General features: G+C 65.6%; 15 protein-coding genes. 7 read left to right on the top strand and 8 right to left on the bottom strand.

Going from position 1 to position 17,940, the window contains the following annotated elements:
• Positions 1 to 89 precede the first annotated feature (89 nt).
• On the top strand, positions 90 to 1,127 hold the full coding sequence (locus EH240_RS24160) for an MBL fold metallo-hydrolase (protein WP_125003304.1): 1,038 nt from the start codon (positions 90 to 92) through the stop codon (positions 1,125 to 1,127).
• Between the two features lie 191 nt (positions 1,128 to 1,318).
• On the opposite strand, the gene EH240_RS24165 is transcribed toward EH240_RS24160, so the two are convergent.
• A complete protein-coding gene (locus tag EH240_RS24165) occupies positions 1,319 to 3,385 on the bottom strand; it encodes a BTAD domain-containing putative transcriptional regulator (protein ID WP_125003306.1) in 2,067 nt (688 codons plus the stop codon).
• Between the two features lie 171 nt (positions 3,386 to 3,556).
• On the opposite strand from EH240_RS24165, the gene EH240_RS24170 reads away from it, so the two are divergent.
• Both EH240_RS24170 and EH240_RS24175 read left to right on the top strand, forming a co-directional pair.
• Positions 3,557 to 4,642: a PLP-dependent cysteine synthase family protein gene (locus tag EH240_RS24170; RefSeq protein WP_125003308.1), complete on the top strand. Its 1,086-nt coding sequence runs from the start codon at positions 3,557 to 3,559 to the stop codon at positions 4,640 to 4,642.
• Positions 4,643 to 4,751: 109 nt separating this feature from the next.
• Positions 4,752 to 6,224 carry a pyridoxal phosphate-dependent decarboxylase family protein gene (locus EH240_RS24175; protein ID WP_125003310.1) on the top strand — a complete coding sequence of 491 codons (1,473 nt, stop codon included), beginning with the start codon at positions 4,752 to 4,754 and terminating at the stop codon, positions 6,222 to 6,224.
• A 16-nt stretch (positions 6,225 to 6,240) separates the two neighbouring features.
• On the opposite strand, the gene EH240_RS24180 is transcribed toward EH240_RS24175, so the two are convergent.
• The 3 genes from EH240_RS24180 to EH240_RS24190 all read right to left on the bottom strand — a co-directional run bounded on the left by EH240_RS24180 (position 6,241) and on the right by EH240_RS24190 (position 8,955).
• The gene (locus EH240_RS24180) at positions 6,241 to 6,615 is read right to left on the bottom strand and encodes a YciI family protein (protein ID WP_125003312.1); all 375 of its coding nucleotides are present in this window, start codon (positions 6,613 to 6,615) and stop codon (positions 6,241 to 6,243) included.
• Positions 6,616 to 6,832: 217 nt separating this feature from the next.
• A complete protein-coding gene (locus tag EH240_RS24185; RefSeq protein WP_125003314.1) occupies positions 6,833 to 8,242 on the bottom strand; it encodes an ATP-binding protein in 1,410 nt (469 codons plus the stop codon).
• Complete coding sequence (locus tag EH240_RS24190; RefSeq protein WP_125003316.1) at positions 8,239 to 8,955, bottom strand: response regulator; 717 nt, start codon at positions 8,953 to 8,955, stop codon at positions 8,239 to 8,241. The genes EH240_RS24185 and EH240_RS24190 overlap by 4 nt, the downstream gene beginning before the upstream one ends.
• Positions 8,956 to 9,192: 237 nt before the next feature.
• Between EH240_RS24190 and EH240_RS24195 the strand changes: the two genes are divergently transcribed.
• From EH240_RS24195 to clpS, 4 genes are all read left to right on the top strand, one after another.
• Positions 9,193 to 9,495, top strand: coding sequence for a hypothetical protein (locus tag EH240_RS24195; protein ID WP_125003318.1), 303 nt, complete (start codon positions 9,193 to 9,195; stop codon positions 9,493 to 9,495).
• A 39-nt stretch (positions 9,496 to 9,534) separates the two neighbouring features.
• Entirely contained in the window at positions 9,535 to 9,780 is a 246-nt protein-coding gene (locus EH240_RS24200) for a hypothetical protein (RefSeq protein ID WP_125003320.1), read from the top strand.
• Between the two features lie 154 nt (positions 9,781 to 9,934).
• On the top strand, positions 9,935 to 10,276 hold the full coding sequence (locus EH240_RS24205; RefSeq protein ID WP_245436331.1) for a hypothetical protein: 342 nt from the start codon (positions 9,935 to 9,937) through the stop codon (positions 10,274 to 10,276).
• A gap of 186 nt (positions 10,277 to 10,462) precedes the next feature.
• Complete coding sequence (clpS, locus tag EH240_RS24210; RefSeq protein ID WP_125003322.1) at positions 10,463 to 10,768, top strand: ATP-dependent Clp protease adapter ClpS; 306 nt, start codon at positions 10,463 to 10,465, stop codon at positions 10,766 to 10,768.
• Positions 10,769 to 10,931: 163 nt separating this feature from the next.
• On the opposite strand, the gene EH240_RS24215 is transcribed toward clpS, so the two are convergent.
• The 4 genes from EH240_RS24215 to EH240_RS24230 are packed head-to-tail and all read right to left on the bottom strand — an operon-like array spanning position 10,932 to position 17,805.
• A complete protein-coding gene (locus tag EH240_RS24215) occupies positions 10,932 to 13,019 on the bottom strand; it encodes a hypothetical protein (protein WP_125003324.1) in 2,088 nt (695 codons plus the stop codon).
• Between the two features lie 3 nt (positions 13,020 to 13,022).
• The gene (locus tag EH240_RS24220; RefSeq protein ID WP_125003326.1) at positions 13,023 to 15,839 is read right to left on the bottom strand and encodes a DUF4159 domain-containing protein; all 2,817 of its coding nucleotides are present in this window, start codon (positions 15,837 to 15,839) and stop codon (positions 13,023 to 13,025) included.
• Complete coding sequence (locus EH240_RS24225; RefSeq protein ID WP_125003328.1) at positions 15,836 to 16,801, bottom strand: DUF58 domain-containing protein; 966 nt, start codon at positions 16,799 to 16,801, stop codon at positions 15,836 to 15,838. The genes EH240_RS24220 and EH240_RS24225 overlap by 4 nt, the downstream gene beginning before the upstream one ends.
• Positions 16,801 to 17,805 carry an AAA family ATPase gene (locus EH240_RS24230; protein WP_125003330.1) on the bottom strand — a complete coding sequence of 335 codons (1,005 nt, stop codon included), beginning with the start codon at positions 17,803 to 17,805 and terminating at the stop codon, positions 16,801 to 16,803. Before EH240_RS24230 ends, EH240_RS24225 begins: the two co-directional genes overlap by 1 nt.
• Between the last annotated feature and the right edge of the window lie 135 nt (positions 17,806 to 17,940).

The raw sequence follows: 17,940 nt of genomic DNA on the forward strand, positions 1-17,940 counted from the left end.
AGCATGAAGTGATCGCTGGCGGGCACCTCATGCTTGTTTTAGACTTGGCCGGCAGCCGGGTTGGGCCGCTGGCATATGGGGCCGATAAAATGATCTTCCGTCAGCTCTTCGATTCCGTTTCGGGCACCTATTCCTATCTGCTCGCCAGCCGCCGCGGCGGCGAGGCGCTGATCATCGATCCGGTGCTGGAGAAGGTCGAGCGCTATCTGCAGCTGGTCAACGAACTCGACCTCAGGCTGGTCAAGGCGGTGGATACGCATCTCCATGCCGACCACATCACCGGTCTCGGCGCGCTGCGCGACAGGACGCATTGCGTGACCGTGATGGGCGAGCAGACCAAGGCCGACGTCGTGTCGATGCGGCTTGCCGACGGCGACAAACTTGCCATCGAGGGGCTGGCGCTCGATGTCATCTATACGCCCGGCCATACGGACGATTCCTACAGCTTCATTCTGCCGGACCGGGTGTTCACCGGTGACACGCTGCTCATTCGCGGCACCGGCCGCACCGATTTTCAGAACGGCGATCCGCGCCAGCAATATGAATCGATCTTCGGCCGCCTGCTCAAGCTCCCCGACGAGACGATGATCTTCCCGGCGCACGACTACAAGGGCGAGACCGTGTCGACGATCGGCGAGGAAAAGGCCTTCAATCCGCGCCTGCAGGTGAGGTCGGTCGACGAGTACGTGAACATCATGAACAATCTGAAGCTGTCCAATCCGAAGATGATGGATGTGGCGGTGCCAGCCAACATGAGAGTGGGGCTGCACCAGGACGATATCGCCAGCCGGGGCTGGTCGGTGACCGCCGAAGAGGCGCTGGCGCTGGTCGGCCGGCCCGACGTCGCGCTGATCGACCTGCGCGAGCAGTCCGAGCGGGAACGCCACGGCGTCATCCCCGGCGCGATCCATCTGCCCTATGCGCGGCTGCAGGAGAATATCGCCGCCGGCGGCATGCTGCATGAACTGGCGAAGTCGACCAGCAGACAGATACTGTTTTACTGCGCCTTCGGCGAACGCTCGGCGATGGCCGTGCAGGCGGCGCAGGATGTCGGGATCTCGAGCGCCCGCCACATCCAGGGCGGCATCGATGCGTGGCGGAGGGCCAGCGGCCCGCTCATCCACTAAGGCGCGTTGATATTCAGATGATGCCGGCCTGCAAATGCCGGTTTCCTGCGCTTCCGGTGCTCACGTACTTTAAGTACGCTCCGCTCCGGTTCTCGGAAACCGTCATTTTCGGCGCGGCCTGACCTGAATCTCGACACGCCTTGGGGTGTGCCAATATTCAGGTGATGCCGGCCTGCAAGATGGCCGGAGGCTCAGTGCAGCCCGATGAGCTTCGCGCCCCGCCGGAACAAAGCTTCGCCATCCCGGTCGAAGCGGAAGGTGGCGATGAAATCGTCTGCCCGGTAGTCAGGCAATGTGGTGCGGATCGCGGCTGCAAAATTGCGGGCCTCGTCCCGCCGGCCGGCCAAGGCCAGGCAATGCGCGGCGATCGCCAGGATGATGACATGGGCATTGGGCCTGGCCGCCGCTTTCAGAGCCCATTCGGCGGCTTCGTTGTATTCGCCCAGCCGCGCATGGGCCATGGCGCGCGCGCCCATCATGCCGAACAGCAGCGGATCGAAGGGGCTGAGATGGCGCGAGTGATCGGACGAGCCGATCGCCGATTGCGGATCGCCCGACTGCGAGTGGACAAAGGACAGGGCATAATGGCCGAGCGCGAAGTTCGGGCTGAGGTCGACGGCCTTTGCCAGCTCGAGCAGCGAGCCGTCCTGCTCGTCGCGCAGCCACAATGCGCGGCCCATCGCCCAGTGAGCGGCCGGATTGCGGTCATCGACCAGAAGACTGTGACCGGCGCTTTCGAAAGCCAGTGCCGCCTCCCGGTCGCGATCGCCCCAGCGCTGGAAGGCGCTCTGCCAATGGGTGAAGGAAAGCCCGGCATAGGCACGGGCGAAGGTCGGGTCGAGCTTCAGGGAGTCGTTGAAGAACTGCTGCGCCAGTTCGTTTTCCTGGCGGGTGAAGCGGTACATGTGCCAGAGGCCGCGATGATAGGCCTCCCACGCATTCAGCGAATTCGGCGCCTTCAGCATTGCCCGGTTTCGTTCGACGGTCGCGATCTCGGCCGCGATCGAGGAGACGATGCTGTTGCCGATATCGTCGATGACGACGAAGATTTCGTCCGGCCTGTGCTCGAAGGTCTCGGCCCAGACGATCCTCGCGGTGCGGACCTCGACGAGCTCGACCGAGACGATGACCCTGCCCGAAAGGCTGCGGACCGAGCCAGTCGCCACATAGTCGACATTGAGCCTGCGCCCGGCATCCTCCGGCGCGATGTCCTTCTCGGCCAGAGCGAAGACCGATCCGCGGGCAATGACGAAGAAATCGCGAAGCTTGGCAAGACGCGTGATGATGTCGTGGGTCAAGCCATCGGCAAGCCCGCCGCGGAAATTGACGGTGCTTTCCGCAAACGGCATCACCGCCAGCGAGGCCCGGCGCAATGCGGCGGGTTCGGCTTCGACGGCAACGATCGGCGGTTGCGGGGCCAGAAAAGCTGGCCCGGATCGGGCGCACGGCGTCGCGCGGGAATGGCGGGCTTTTATCTCCTGCCATGCTTCCCGCAAGGGAGCGACATCCAGCTCCTCGGAGCGAAAGAGCTCCGCCGCGGTCGCAAGATGCTCCTCACCGGCGCCGATCTGTCCCCGCCGCGCGAGGTTTTCCAGCAGCGCCACATGCGCGCGCCCGTCGAACGGCGCGAGTTCCAGCCATCTGTCCAGATAGGCGCCTGCTTCATCGGCTCCCTGCGGGAGAAGGCCAATGATGTGTTCCAGAACGGCGACGTGGCAGGAGCTGAAACGGCGGCGTTGCGCGGTCAGCCAACTGGTGAAATGCGGGCTCCGATCGAGCTCCAGCCCGTCAAGAAAATCGCCGGCGAAGAGTTGCGCAAGCGCCCGCAGACGTTCGAGGCTGAGCGTTTCGATCCCTTCGGCGACCGCCGCAGCCGCTTCGACGGCGTCGACGCTCTTATCGGCAAGACGAAGCGCCACGGTGTCGCCTTCGGTCTCGATCCTGTTGAGGCCCGGTTCGTTGAGGGCGCCGCGAAGCTTGCTCAGGCACCAGCGAAGCTCGCCGCGCGGATCATTGGGCACATCCCACAGAAGCTCGCAGAGCCGGCTGCGGCTGACGGGATGTGGCGCGAGCACCAGATAGGCAAGCAGCGCGCGCAGCTTGCGTGAGGAAGGCAATTTAACCGGCTCGCCGTCACGGGCAATCGTCAGTTGCCCAAGCAGTCGCACGGACAGGCCGGCGGCGGCGTCGCTCAGGCTCGATCGGGTGGATTCCACGTATGTTTCCACGCTTTCTCCAACGCTGACCAGTTGGTCCATGTTCTATCACCAAAGACGACAGGAAGCATCCGGCAGCCCAATTCCATGCCGGAATGCCGCCGTTGCCGCATTAGCGGCAGGTCAAGCAACCTAGCGGGGCAAAGTGTCGAAACCGCGCCGCCGAAGTCGCCGGTCTGTAACCGGCACGTGAGATAGCGAGGAGAAAAGCTCATGTTGCAGCAGTTGAAAATCAGGACCACCGCCGGTCGCGGCCGGCTGTTCGACAGCATTCTCGACACGGTCGGCGACACGCCGGTCATCCGTATCAACAATCTCGGCCCGGCCCATGCGACGATCTATGTGAAGGCCGAGTTCTTCAATCCGGCAGCCTCGGTGAAGGACCGCCTGGCGCTCAACATCATCGAGGAAGGCGAGCGCAGCGGCAAGCTGAAGCCGGGCCAGACCGTCGTTGAGGCAACCAGCGGCAACACGGGCATCGGCCTTGCCATGGTCTGCGCGCAGAAGGGCTATCCGCTGGTAGTGACGATGGCCGACAGCTTTTCCATCGAGCGCCGCAAGCTGATGCGCATGCTGGGCGCCAAGGTGGTGCTGACGCCGCGCGCCCAGAAGGGTTTCGGGATGTACAAAAAAGCCGTCGAGCTCGCCGAAGCCAATGGCTGGTTCCTGGCCCGCCAGTTCGAGACGGAAGCCAATGCCGCCATCCACGAGGCGACGACGGCGCGCGAGATCATCAACGATTTCGCGGGCTCAAGGCTCGACGTGCTGGTCACCGGCTATGGCACCGGCGGCACCGTCACCGGCGTCGGCCGGGTGCTGCGCCGCGAACGGCCGGATGTCCGCATCGTCCTTGCCGAGCCTGCGAACGCGCAGCTTATCGGCAGCGGCAAGACACAGGAACGCGGCGCCGGTGGCGCGCCGGCCTCGAGCCATCCGGCCTTCGAGCCGCACCCGATCCAGGGCTGGACGCCGGATTTCATCCCCGAGGTGCTGCAGGAGGCGATCGACAAGCGCTACTATGACCAAGTGATGCCGATCCCCGGTCCGGAAGGCATCAAGTGGGCGAAGGCGCTGGCGCGGCAGGAAGGGATCTTCACCGGCATCTCCGGCGGCGCCACCTTCGCCGTGGCGCGCCAGATCGCCGGAACCGCTCCAGCCGGCTCGGTAGTCCTGTGCATCCTGCCCGACACCGGCGAGCGCTACATGTCGACGCCGCTCTTCGACGGCATCGAGGCCGAGATGGATGCAGAGGAGACGGCGCTGTCGCGCTCGACACCGAGCTGCCAGTTCGACGCCTGAAGACAACGCGGCGCTGTTGTCCATCCGGATGGCGGCGCCGCGACTGATTTGGCGTGGGACCCGAGAGCGGGCCGCATGCCTGGGCTGGTCGCATGCTTGGGAGAAACCGATGGACACGCTGCAGGAAGCCAAGGTCGCGGACGAAACGCTCGATCCGCCGGACTGGGCCGATATGCAGGCCCTGTCGCACCGGGTCGTCGATGACGCCATCGGCTATCTCAGGGATGTGCGGGAGCGCCCGGTGTGGCGCGGGATGCCGGACGAGGTCCGCGCCTTCTTTTCGGCGCCGTTGCCGCGCGAGCCGGCGCCGATTGCCGACGTCTATGGCGACGTCGCCCGCAACGTCATGGCTTATCCAATGGGCAACATCCACCCGCGCTTCTGGTCCTGGTACATGGGCTCAAGCAACTTCACCGGCGCGCTCGGCGATTTCCTGGCGGCGATCCAGGGCTCGAACCTCGGCGGCGGCAATCACGCCGCCGGGCTGATGGACAGCCAGGTGGTCGACTGGTGCAAGGAGATGGTGGGCTTTCCGGCCTCGGCCAGCGGCACGCTGGTCAGCGGCGGCTCGATGGCCAACATCATCGGGCTGACCGTGGCGCGCAATGCCAAGGCGGGGGTCGATGTGCGCGAAAGAGGCGTCGGCGCCATACCGCGGCCGTTGCGCTTCTACGCGTCGGACCAGGTCCATTCCTGCCACCGCAAGGCGATGGAAGCGCTCGGCCTCGGCAACAGGGCACTGCAGCGCGTCTCCACCGACGCCAATTTGCGCATCGACGTCGATGCGCTCAGGACGGCCATCGCGGAGGACCGCGCTGCGGGTTTCAAGCCGGCTTGCATCATCGGCACCGCCGGCACCGTCAACACCGGCGCGATAGACGACCTGCAGGCGCTGGCGGCGTTGGCGGCGGAGGAAGACCTATGGTTTCATGTCGACGGCTGCATCGGCGCGCTGATCGCGATCGCACCTGAAAACAGATCGCTCGTCGCCGGTATCGAGCAGGCGCATTCCATCGCGCTCGACCCGCACAAATGGCTGCACGCACCGTTCGAGGCGGGCTGCGCGCTGGTTCGCGATGCGTCCGCCCACCGAAATACCTTCGCCGTCACCCCGGAATATCTGGAATCGACGCCGCGCGGCCTCGCTTCCGGGCAATGGCTGCACGACTACGGCCTGCAGACCTCGCGCGGGTTTCGCGCGCTCAAGATCTGGATGGCGCTGAGAGAGCACGGGGTCGAAAAATTCGGCCGGCTCATCGACCAGAACATCGCCCAGGCCGGTTATCTGACTGAGTTGATCCGGGCCGATCCGGTGCTGGAGCTGACGGCGCCGACCACTATCAACATCGTCTGCTTCCGCCATCGCCTGGAAGGCGCATCCGAAGAACGGCTCAAGGCATTCAACACCGAGATCATGCTGAGACTTCAGGAAGAAGGCAGCGCGGCTTTATCGGACACGACCGTGCGCGGCCGGCACTGCCTGAGGGTCGCGATCACCAATCACCGCACGCGGCGCGACGATCTCGATCTCCTGGTGCGCGAAACGCTTCGCATCGGAAAAGAAATCGAGGCTGCGGTCTGAAGTGCGCTGTGAAGACTCAACTGGCGGCCAGCGGCGCGCCGGGCAGATAAAGCGCGATCGGCCGGATCTCGTAGACAGCGGTGGGATTGACGCGCTTGAGATCGCGCGCCACCGCGATCGCCTCGTCCTGGCTCTCGCAATCGAGGACATAGAGGCCAAGCAACTGCTCCTTGGTCTCGGCAAAGGGACCGTCGATCACCATGCCGTCGCCCGGACCGCGCAGCGTGACCGCTTTCGCGGTCTCGCCCAGCCTGGCCGCCGGCCCCAGCTTACCGGCGCGGATCAGCCTGTCGTTGATCTCGAGCAGGTCTTTCATAAGGGCTGCATCCTCCTCGGGCGTCCAAGACTGGACGGTCTCTTCGACGTGATAGGCAAGGATTGCGTAAAACATGGTTCGGTTTCCTCGTGCATGACCCCGAAAATCGGAATCGTTTTTTTGCGTCGCTGACCTTCGGTTCGGAAAGGATCATGCACCAAATTGAAGTGCTACAGCGTCCTCTTCGCGTCCAAGAGGACGCGCGGCGCTGTAGAGCCGGAGCGGGCCGCACTATCACAAGGATGGAGCGGCTGATCCAGTCCCGGCGGCAGCCGGGAAAGCGGCTGCTGACTCAAGCTGCCAGCGGCAGGCGCAGCTCCGTCAGCAGGCCGCCGCCGGGATGGTTCGAAAGGCTGATCTCGCCGCCGGCGCCGCGGGCGATGTTGCGGGCAATGGTGAGGCCGAGGCCAAGGCCGCCGGTCTCGCGGTTGCGCGACTGTTCGAGGCGCACGAAGGAACCGAAGACCTGATCCAGCTTTGCCTGCGGAATGCCCGGCCCCTCGTCGCGGATGGTGAGCGTGATCGTGTCGCCCGACCGCAGCACGCCGATATGCGCCCTCTTGCCGTAGGTGACGGCGTTCTGGACGAGATTGGTGATGCAGCGGCGCAGCGCCACCGGCCGCGCGATGCAGATCAGGCCGCGCGTGGGTGTAGCGTCCTCGTCGAATGAAGCGTCCTCGAACATGTCGACGACAGACTCCGCCAGCGACCAGAAGTCAATCCGCTCGGCCTTTTCCTCCGTGACCTCGAATTTGGCGAAGTCGATCACCGAGCTGGCGATGCTTTCGATGTCGGCGAGGTCGTGGGCGAGGGCGGCGCGCGCCGGCGATCTGCGCAGCAGCTCGAGCCGCAGGCGCATTCGGGTCAGCGGCGTGCGCAGATCATGCGCCAGCGCCGCCGCCAGGTGCTCGCGATCCTCGACATAGTCGCGCAGCCGCATCTGCATGGCGTTGACCGCCTTTGCCGCGGCGCGGATCTCGCGGCTGCCGGTCTCGGCGATCGGCGGGCTTTTCAGGTCGTTGCCGATGCGGTTCACCGCCGTCTCCATCATCCGGTAAGGCGCGGTCAGCCGGCGCAGCGACCAGATCGACATCACCACGACCAGCCCAGCGATCAGCGAATAGAGCGGCAGGCTGTCGACGCTGAGGATCGGCCCGGCAGGCGTGATCGGCTCTGTAAAGTTCAGCCATTGGCCGTCGGAAAAGCGCAGCGACGCCGTCAGCTTGTCGCTCTGGGCGAAATCAGCCGCCAGCACCAGAAGATCACGCTCGACCTGGCCGACATCCCTGTTCATCACCTGGCCGTCCGGGGCATCGGCTTCCTGCGTCGCCGGGTCGCGGCGCACGCGCGCGTCGGTGACGCCGAACTTGGACAGGCGGCCGACCAGGATGTCCTCCAACTCGGCAAGCTGGTCGTCGCCGGCGATCGAGGAGATGACGGCAGGGGTGTCCGAAACGGTCAGTGCATAGGTGGAGTTGAACAGGCCCGACGCGGTAACTTTGCGCTCCTCCGGCGTGGCCTCATGCATCAGTTGCACCAGCGAATAGGCGCGGTCGTTCAGCCGGTAGAGGTCGACCACGCCGTTGGCCGCGGCGCGGTCGCGCGAGACGATGTAGAGCGTCGCGACCTGGCTGATCATCAGGCCGGCAATGACGATGAGCAACACCCAGACAGGCAGGGTTTGCGGCAGGAAGCGTCTCATTCGGAGGTCGTTTCGGGCAGAAACTGATAGCCGCCGCTGCGCACGGTCAAGATCAGCTTCGGCGTCTTCGGGTCGTCCTCCATCTTGCGGCGCAGGCGGCTCACCAGGATGTCGACGCTGCGGTCGAAGCTGTAGCCGGAGTCGCCGCCCGAAAGCTCGATGAGCTGCTCGCGGGTCAGAACGCGCTGCGCGCTCTTGACGAAGGTCTGCAGCAGGTTGAACTCCGCCATCGTCAGCTCCACCCGCACGTCGTCGGGCGCCGTCAGCCGGCGGCGCGAGCAATCCATGGTCCAGCCGGCAAAGCGGTAGATCTGCTTGCTGGTGGGCCGGCGCGGCTCGGCCGTGCCGTTGCGCCTCAGCACCGCGCGGATGCGTGCCAGCAATTCGCGCGGATCGAAGGGTTTCGGCACATAGTCGTCCGCGCCCATCTCGAGCCCGACGACGCGATCCGTCGTCTCCGTCACCGCGGTCAGCATGATGATCGGCGTCGCATAGTTCGCGCGAATTTCGCGGCAGAGCTCCAGCCCGCTTTTTCCCGGCAACATCACGTCGAGGACGATCAGGTCGACCTGCGCGCGGCGCAGGATCGCCTCCATCTCGGTTCCGTCGGCGGCCACGGTCGTACGCAATCCCCGCTTCTGGAAGAACTCCTGAAGCAGGTCCCGTATGCCCTTGTCGTCGTCGACGATCAGTATGTGCGCGTCGGATTTCACGAGAGCCCCGCGATTTGCTGTAGCCAAGCCGTCCTTCGGTGATCACCCACACGATAGAATTCGGGCCACATCTTGGCCAGTGGCGACGAAATAGGAAGGGTTGGCTCCCCGGAAACAATTCAGAAACAAAATTCTACATTCGGGAAAAACTCGTGAAAAATTTCAGGGGCATAACTGGTGCCGTGGCGGTCAGGTCATCGGCTGCGACGCAAGTTTCCGGAGTAACGGGCAAGACCGATGCAGAGGTTCTGGACCAGCGTGATGGGTGCTTTGCTCAGCATGTCGCTCATCACAGCCGCGGTCGGGGCCTCCAACGCAAAGGTAACGCCGCTGACCCGGACCGAGCGCTGCACCAACCTCAACCGCCAAGTTGACGAAGCCCTCGTAACCCATGCCGCGGCAACGCAGGTCACCGCGGCGAAGGCACTTCAAAGAAAGGGAAACCGGTTCTGCGCCGCCAAGAAACAGGCACAGGGCATCCGGATGCTCGCAAATGCTTTGAAGCTGCTTGGAGTGACACCGATCGACCCGGTTCAGTGACGCTCACCCCCTCGACCCGCATGAAAAGGAAATGAAGCCATGAAGAAGTCCCTCCTCTCCGCCCTCGGCCTCGGTGTTGCTCTCTCGCTCGCGATGCCGGCTCTCGGCAACGCTGCCGCCACGACGACCGCTGCTCCGGCTGCTTCGACGACGACCGCTCCTGCCGACACCACGGCTGCCAAGCCCGTGAAGAAAGTCGCTGCCAAGAAGACGGTCAAGAAGCACAAGAAGGCTTCGAAGACGGTCGTCAAGAAGGCCGACAAGAAGGATGCCCCGAAGACCTGATCCGGGTCTCGGTATTACATCTTGCAAAGACCGCTCCGGCCGGATCCGACCGGAGCGGCTTTCCGGCGGCCGAAGTCCGACACCGGCGGCTTCCGCCGCGCCGCGCTCCCAACCCTTAACCCGATCGCAATGCCGGTGCCGTAGGACAATCCGCATGAAGAAGCGGCTTTCGTCCCTGATGCGCTCGCTGACCCTCGGCGGCCTGATCGCCACCGCGGCAGCGAGATCTTTGATCATCTTCAAGGCCAGCCCGGTGCCGGATCCCGCCAGCGGCAGGACGGAGCCGGAGCTTTTCGCACCGGCGATCTCATCGAGCTTCGACTACATCACGCCGGCCCAGAGCTGGGTCCTGATCGTGCTCATCGGCGCAACCCTGATCGGCTTCGCCGCCTGGACGGTTGCAGCCTTTATGGAGCGCGGTTCCAACATGGGCGATGGCGGCTCCGGCAGATCCGGCACAACCATGCGCCGCACGATCGGTCGACATGGCCGTTGAACGGCAGGCGACGCTCCCCACATAACGTCTTGTCGTCGTGATCCGCTCCGGGCGGACAAATGGACGTATGCTTCCCTGCATGGCAGAGTCGAAGCGAGAATTGTGGATGTTTTCGCGCAATTCCGGACGGAAAGCCGCTGAACACCTTTCCTGGAATTGCTTTAGCTTACGACTGGCGGATTTCCTATGCCTGAGACCGTCCTCATACCCCGTACCAAAACGCAGCCGAAGACCGAGCGGCCAAAGCTCTACAAGGTCATTCTGGTCAATGACGACTTCACGCCGCGCGAGTTCGTGGTCACCGTGTTGAAGGCCGAATTCAAGCTCAGCGAGGATCAGGCGCATCGCGTGATGATCACCGCGCACACGCGCGGAGTCTGCGTGGTCGCGGTCTTCACGCGCGATGTCGCCGAGACAAAGGCCACGCGGGCGACCGATGCCGGCAAGGCCAAGGGCTATCCGCTGCTGTTCACGACAGAGCCGGAGGAATAGGGGGCACTCCCTCGCCCCGTTTACGGGAGAGGGAAAGCGAGGCCGGCTTGCCGGCCGAGCAGGGTGAGGGGTGAGGCAAGCGCTGGGTTCTGATTGGCTGGGCGCCGCCCCTCATCCGCCCTTCTGGCACCTTCTCCCCGTGAAAGGGGGAGAAGGAAGGATGCTACCGCCCTTCGCGGTACCACATCGAGCCGATCGCCAGCAGCAGCAGGCCGAGGCCGAGGAAGCCGCCGAATAGCGGCACGCGTGAAACGGCCTTGAGGGTGCTGTCATCGGTGGTGCGGAGCCCGATCCAGTCATCGCCCGAGGCCGCGCCCGCGGAACGGACCGGCACGACCGACGGCAGGCTGACGCCGCCGCCGAGGCTTCCCAGCATGGATGACGGCGCCAGCCGGCGCACGCTACCGCCGGTCGCCTCAGCCGGCGCCTTCAGCCTGTCCTCGGTGGAGACGACATCGGAGAATTCCGGCGCGTTGATCGGGCCGACATGGGCAAGGGCGGTGAGGTCGCCATTGCCCACCTGATAGAGGCCGATCTCGCTGGCCTGCAGGCTCCCGGTGAAAATGCCCGGCTCGGCCTTTTCGAGCTTGACCGTCATCGTCTTGCCGGTGGGCGTGATGACCTGGGCCGGGCCTGGATCGTTGCTCATCGTCTGGCGCCTTATTTCCAGCACCATGCCGCGCCCGTCGGCGGTCAGGCGCTCCTCTTCCAGCTCCGGTTCCTTCATCAGCCAATGGGCGATGCGGCGATAGAGCTGGACATGCGGCCCGCCGCCTTCGAAGCCGCGCGCCCATAGCCAGCCCTGATCGGAAAGCAGCATGCCGACCCGGCCTTCGCCCTTGCGGTCGAGCAGCAAGAGCGGCCGGTCGTCGGCACCTTTCATCACCACCTCGCCTTCCGGATTCTTGACGCCGATGGTGCGGAACCAGCGGCTCCAGTGCGGCGGTTCGGCAGCGGAGCCGTCGAGCCCACGCGTCACGGGGTGGCGCTGGCCGAGATCGGTGAGACGCGGATAGAAGGCCTTGTCGACAACCTCGCCGGTGGGCATCGCCGGCAGGGCCGACATCAGCGGCGTGCGGGCAATGGAGCTTTCGCCGGCATATTCGGGGCCGGCGGCGATCAGCAGCGCGCCACCCTTTTCGACATATTCGGAGATGTAGTCGTAATAGAGGATCGGCAGCACGTCGCGGTGCTGGTAGCGGTCGAAAATGATCAGATCGAAATCCTTGATCTTCTCAACGAACAGTTCGCGCGTCGGGAAGGCGATCAGCGACAACTCGTTGATCGGCGTGCCGTCCTGCTTTTCCGGCGGCCGCAAAATGGTGAAGTGGACGAGGTCGACCGAAGCGTCGGATTTCAAAAGGTTGCGCCAGGTGCGCTCGCCGGCGTGCGGCTCGCCGGAGACCAGAAGCACGCGCAGATGATCGCGGATACCATCGACCAGCGCGATGGCGCGGTTGTTGGCGTCGGTCAGTTCGCCCGGATCGTGATCGATTGAAAGCTGGACGATGTTGCGGCCGGCGTTGGGGATGGTGACCTCAAGCTTCATCGGCTGGCCGATGGTCGCATGCTCGACCGAGACCTGCTCGCCATTGACCGAGACCCGCACGTCGACCGGACCGCCCTGGCCTTCGGTGGAAATGACGCGATAGCTCATGTCGAGCGGCTTGCCGACGAGACCGAAGCGCGGCGCGTTCTCGAAGCGGATGCGGCGGTCCTTCTCGTGCTCGTTGCCGGTGATCAGGGCATGCAGCGGCGCGTTGAACTCCGGAGCGCCGGCCGGCGCATCATGCACCTCGCCGTCGGTGATCATGATCGCGCCGCCGATGCGCGACGGCGGCACGTCGCGGAAGGCGCCTTCCAGCGCGCTGAACAGCCTGGTTTCCGTGCGTTCGTCGGCGTCCTCGGACTTGCCGGCCTCGACGACGCGGACGTCGAATTGCTTGAAGCGGCCAAGACGCTCCTGAAGGCCAGCCAGCGCCTCGTCGGTCTGCTTGGCGCGGTCGCCGATGTCCTGGCTGTGGCTGCGATCGACGACGACGGCGACGACGCTCTTCAGCGCCTCGCGCTCTTCATCGAGGAAAACCGGGTTGAGCAACGCCGCGCCGAGCGCGAGCAGGGCGATGAAGCGCAGCACCGAGCCGCGCTGGCGGAACCACAGGCCGGCCAGCGCGAGCAGCAGGAGCGGCACGATGACGACCCAGAACAGCGGCCAGGAAACAAGCGGCTCAAAGGAGATCGACCAGTTCATGACCTACTGCCCCAGCCGTTCGAGCAGGACGGGCACATGCACCTGGTCGGATTTGTAGTTGCCGGTCAGCATGTACATCATGATGTTGACGCCGGCGCGCAGCGCGTAGATGCGCTGCATCGGATCCGGCGGCACGGTCGGCAGCATCGGATCGCCGTTCTCGTCGACCGCCCAGGCGCCGGCGAAATCATTGGCGGTGATCATGATCGGCGAGACGCCGTCGCCGGTGCGCACCGGACGGTTCTCGGTGTTGCTGGCATCGAGCGAGGTCTCGACCCAGAGCGGACTGCCGTTGAAGCGGCCGGGAAACTCGGGAAGGATGAAGAAGGACTTCGTCAGCACATGGTCCGACGGCACCGGCTCCAGCGGCGGCACGTTGAGATTGGCTAGGATGTCGCGCAGCCGCTCGGTGGCCGGGCTTGCCGAGCCGGCGCCGATGCCGTTGGAGAATTGGTCGCGCGTGTCGAAGAGAACCGTGCCGCCCTGCTGCATATAGGCATCGATGCGAGCGACCGCCGCTTCGCTGGGCATCGGCGCGGTGGCGTCGATCGGCCAATAGATCAACGGATAGAAGGACAACTCGTCCTTGGAGATGTCGACACCCGCCGGCGGGCCGGGCTCCAGCGCCGTCTTCTCGATCAGGAAGCGGGTGAGACCCTCGAGGCCGGCGCGGCTAATCGAATCGACGCCGGGCTCGCCGGTGATCACATAGGCGATGCGGGTTTTCGAAATGTCGTCGACCGCCTGGGAATCGCCGGGCTTCGAATCATCCGCGCGGGCAAGATCGGCGTGGGCGAAGAGCCCGCCGATAGCGATCAGAACGGCAGCGGCGGTCGCCGCGGCACGGCGCGGCCGGCGCGACAACAGCCCACCCATCCAGAACACGGCAAGCGTGTCGAGCACCATGAGCAGCAGGGCCATCGTGACCAGTGGACCTTTCAGGTTTTCCGATTCGTCGAAGGCGTAGGGGATGGCGGTCACCGGCAGCGAGATCTGCGGCCGAGCAAGCGGCGTGAACGTGCTCGAGGCGTTGAGCAGGTTATGCGCGAAGACGCCGGTCTCCGAGCCATAGAGGCCGGGCGGGTTTTCCAGCGTCACCGGCAGCGTGCCGGTGGCGGGCACGAGCGGCCGCGCATCGGGTGTCGGCGGCACCAGCGTGCCGTCGGCGCCGATCATGCGATAGGGCGCCAGCGACGCGGCGGCAGCCTCGGCATTGGCGACTGCGGCGCCCTGGTTGCGCGACAATTGCACGACGCGCCTCAGCATCTCGACGAAGCTGCCGGAGATCGGCAGGTTCGACCAGGTCGCCTCCGGCGTGACATGGAAGAGCACGAGCGTGCCCTTGTCCTTCTTCATGCCCGTGACCAGCGGCGTGCCGTCGGCCAGCGTCGCCCAGGTGCGCTCGACGATGTCGGGCGTCGGCTCGGCCAGCACCTGCCGGCTGACGGTCACCTCGGTCGGCGGCGCGAGATCGGCGAACGGGCCGTTCTTAGGGAATTCGGTGACCGGTTGCGGCGTCGTCCAGGACAGCGCGCCGCCCAGCGCGCGCTCGCCGCTGCGCAGCCTGACCGGCAAGAGGTCGTCGTCATTGCCGGCGGCGGCCAGCCTTGAACCGGCAAAGCGCACCAGCGTGCCGCCATTGCTCACCCAGTCGACCAGCCGCTGCCGGACCTGCGCGGGAATGGTGCCGACATCGGCCATGATGATCATCGCCGGCTTCTGGTCGAGAAGCTGCGGTATGGCGTCGGCCAGATCGGCGCTCGACGGCTCGACCAGATCGGCGAAGGGCTGCAGGGCGCGGCGAATGTAATAGAGCGGCGACAGCAGCGGCTGCGCCTGGTCGGCCTCGGCCTGCGAAAGCAGTCCCACGCGGCGGCGCTTGGAGTTCTCGTCCAGCACGCGAACGGCTCCGGCCTGATGCTCGCCATCGAGTGCTATCGAGGCGAAGTCGTTGCGCAATTCGAACGGCACCTTCATCGTTCCGGTGGCAGTGGTCTCACCCGGCGCGAAGGTCAGCGTCGCGTCGGCGATGCGGCGGCCCTTGTCGTCGAAGGCGCCCGCCGTGAGTTGTGCCGGCGCCGGATCGCCGGGCGCGCGGACGGTGGTCAGCGTGAAACCGTCGACCTGATTGTCGGCGCCGGTCAGGCCGGTGAGCGAGAATCGGTCCGAGGTGGCCCAGACCAGCCTCGAGGCATTTTTTTCCAGAAGAGTCTTGAAAGCCACTTCGTCGCCGTTGGCCGCCAGCCCGTCGGCAAGCACGGCGACGCTGGCGCCCGGCAGGCGCTCCAATGTGGCGGCGACACGGGCATAGACGGCAGGGCGGTCGGTCGGGATCGGGCGCGGCTTTGCCGCGCGCAGGCGGTCGAGCGCGGCCGACGCATCGAAGGGGCCGATCTCGACATTCGGCTTCTCGGCGGTGAAGGCGATGACGACCGGCACGCCGTTCGAGCCGGCGTCGGCGATCAGCCGCTCCGCGGTGGCGACGCGCCTGCCCCAGTCGGCGGCACTTGCCCAGTCATTGTCGATGACAAGCGCCAGAGCCGAGCCTTCCGCCGGCAGCTTTTCGCGCGGATTGAAGACCGGTTCGGCGAGCGCGGTGATGACGAGCGCCGCCATCAACAGTCTCAGCAGCGTCAGCCACCAAGGGCTTTGATGCGGCGTCTCCTCGCGCCTCAGGACCCGGGCGAGAATCCTCAGCGGCGGAAAGACCTCGGTCTGCGGCCTGGGCGGGGTCAGCCTCAGCAGCCACCAGATCACCGGCAGGGCCAGCAGACCCCACATCACCATCGGCGCGCCGAAGGAAAGCGGCAGCCAGCTCATGTGACCACCTTTTCGGCAAGGCCGCCGGCGGTCAGCCCTGCATGACTGCCGCCGGCAGTCAGCCCTGGGCGGCTGCTGTCGGCGGTCATCGCCATGTGGACGCGCACGAGCGCCTCGGAGGCGAGGCGGTCGGTGTGGTTGACGGTGAAACTCCAGCCGAGGCGCTTGCACCAGCCGGCCAGTTCCTGGCGGCGCGCGGCGTAGAGCAGGCGGTATTCGTCTTTAAGCGTTTCGGCGCGGCCGGCGGTCAGCTTGTCGCCGGTTTCGGGATCGGTGAATTCGGTGCGGCCGGCATAGGGGAAGGTCTCCTCGGCCGGGTCGGCGACCTCGATCAGATGCGCGCGCACGCCGTGACGGGCGAGCACGTCGAGCCAGGCCATGGTTTCCTCGACCGGATCGAGGAAATCGCTGACGATGACGATGTCGCAGAAGCGGCGGATGGCCGCGAGATCGGGCTTGGCCGGCATCTCGCCGGCATGGCTGAGCTGGGCCGCGATGCGTTCGGCGCCGTTGCGGGCGGTGAACGGGTCGGTGAGGCCCGGCCAGGCGATGCGCTCGCCGCTGCGCGACAGAAGCTCGGCCAACGCAAGCGTCAGCACCAGCGCGCGCGATTCTTTGGAAACGCCGGCTCCCGCGGACTTGTAGAGCATGGAGGGGGAGGGATCGGACCAGAGCCAGACGGTATGAGCCGCCTCCCACTCGCGGTCGCGAACATAGGTGTGGTCGTCGCGCGCCGAGCGGCGCCAGTCGATGCGCGAGGCATCGCCTTCGACATAGGGGCGGAACTGCCAGAAATTCTCGCCAATGCCGCGCTTGCGGCGGCCGTGCCAGCCGGCGATCACCGTGTTGACGATGCGGCGGGCCTCGACCAGCAGGTCCGGCACCAGAGAGGCCCGCAGCCGGCCACGGGCGAGCGCATCGCGCGTCGCAACCGGTGTCTGAACCTCGCCAATTCGACCCATCAGATGCCTTTTGCCAGTTTCGCCACCACGTCGCGCACGGACGTGCCTTCGGCGCGGGCGGCGAAAGTCAGCGCCATGCGATGCTGCAGCACCGGCTCGGCCAAGGCACGGATGTCGTCGACCGACGGCGCCAGCCTGCCATCATATAGGGCGCGCGCGCGGGCGCACAGGGTCAGCGCCTGGCTGGCGCGCGGACCCGGGCCCCAGGCGACGTGCCTGTCGGTGTCGGCAACGCCCTGGCCCGGACGGGCCGAGCGCACCAGCTTGAGGATTGCCTCGACGACGCTTTCCGGCACCGGCATGCGGCGGATCAGCGTCTGAACCTCCTTCAGCCTGGCCGGCTGCAAGACATTGTCGGCCTTGGCCTCCTCGACGCCGGTGGTCTCGAGCAGGATGCGGCGCTCCGCCTCGATCTCCGGATAGAGGATGTCGACCTGCATCAGGAAGCGGTCGAGCTGGGCTTCCGGAAGCGGATAGGTGCCTTCCTGTTCCAGCGGGTTCTGCGTCGCCAGCACGTGGAAAGGCGAGGGCAGGTCGTGGCGAACGCCGGCGATAGTAACGTGATATTCCTGCATCGACTGCAGCAGCGCCGACTGTGTGCGCGGCGAGGCGCGGTTGATCTCGTCCGCCATCAGAAGCTGAGTGAAGATCGGCCCCGAGATGAAGCGGAAGGAGCGCTTGCCGAACTCGTCCTGCTCCATCACTTCCGAGCCGAGGATGTCCGACGGCATCAGGTCGGGCGTGAACTGGACGCGGCGGGAATCGAGGCCGAGCACGATGCCGAGCGTCTCGACCAGCTTGGTCTTGGCGAGGCCCGGCACGCCGACAAGCAGCGCGTGGCCGCCGGCAAGCAGCGCCACCAGCGTGCGCTCGACGACGGCCTCCTGGCCGAAGATCACGCGGCCTACGGCGTCGCGAACCTTCGAGATGTCGGCCAGCGCCTTCTCGGCCTGCTCGATCATCGCCTTGTCGCTCAACGGACTTTCCTTGATCATCACGCTCATGCCGTTCGATCCTTGTGGTTGGAAATACCGGCCTGCACTCTCAGAGTCGCAGAATGCCGCGATTCGGCCTCGCCTGGCGCCTGTGATTGAACTTAAATCACAGACTTAGGCTGACAAGCGAAACAACAGTGACTA

Source organism: Mesorhizobium tamadayense (assembly GCF_003863365.1).
GTDB lineage: Bacteria > Pseudomonadota > Alphaproteobacteria > Rhizobiales > Rhizobiaceae > Mesorhizobium > Mesorhizobium tamadayense.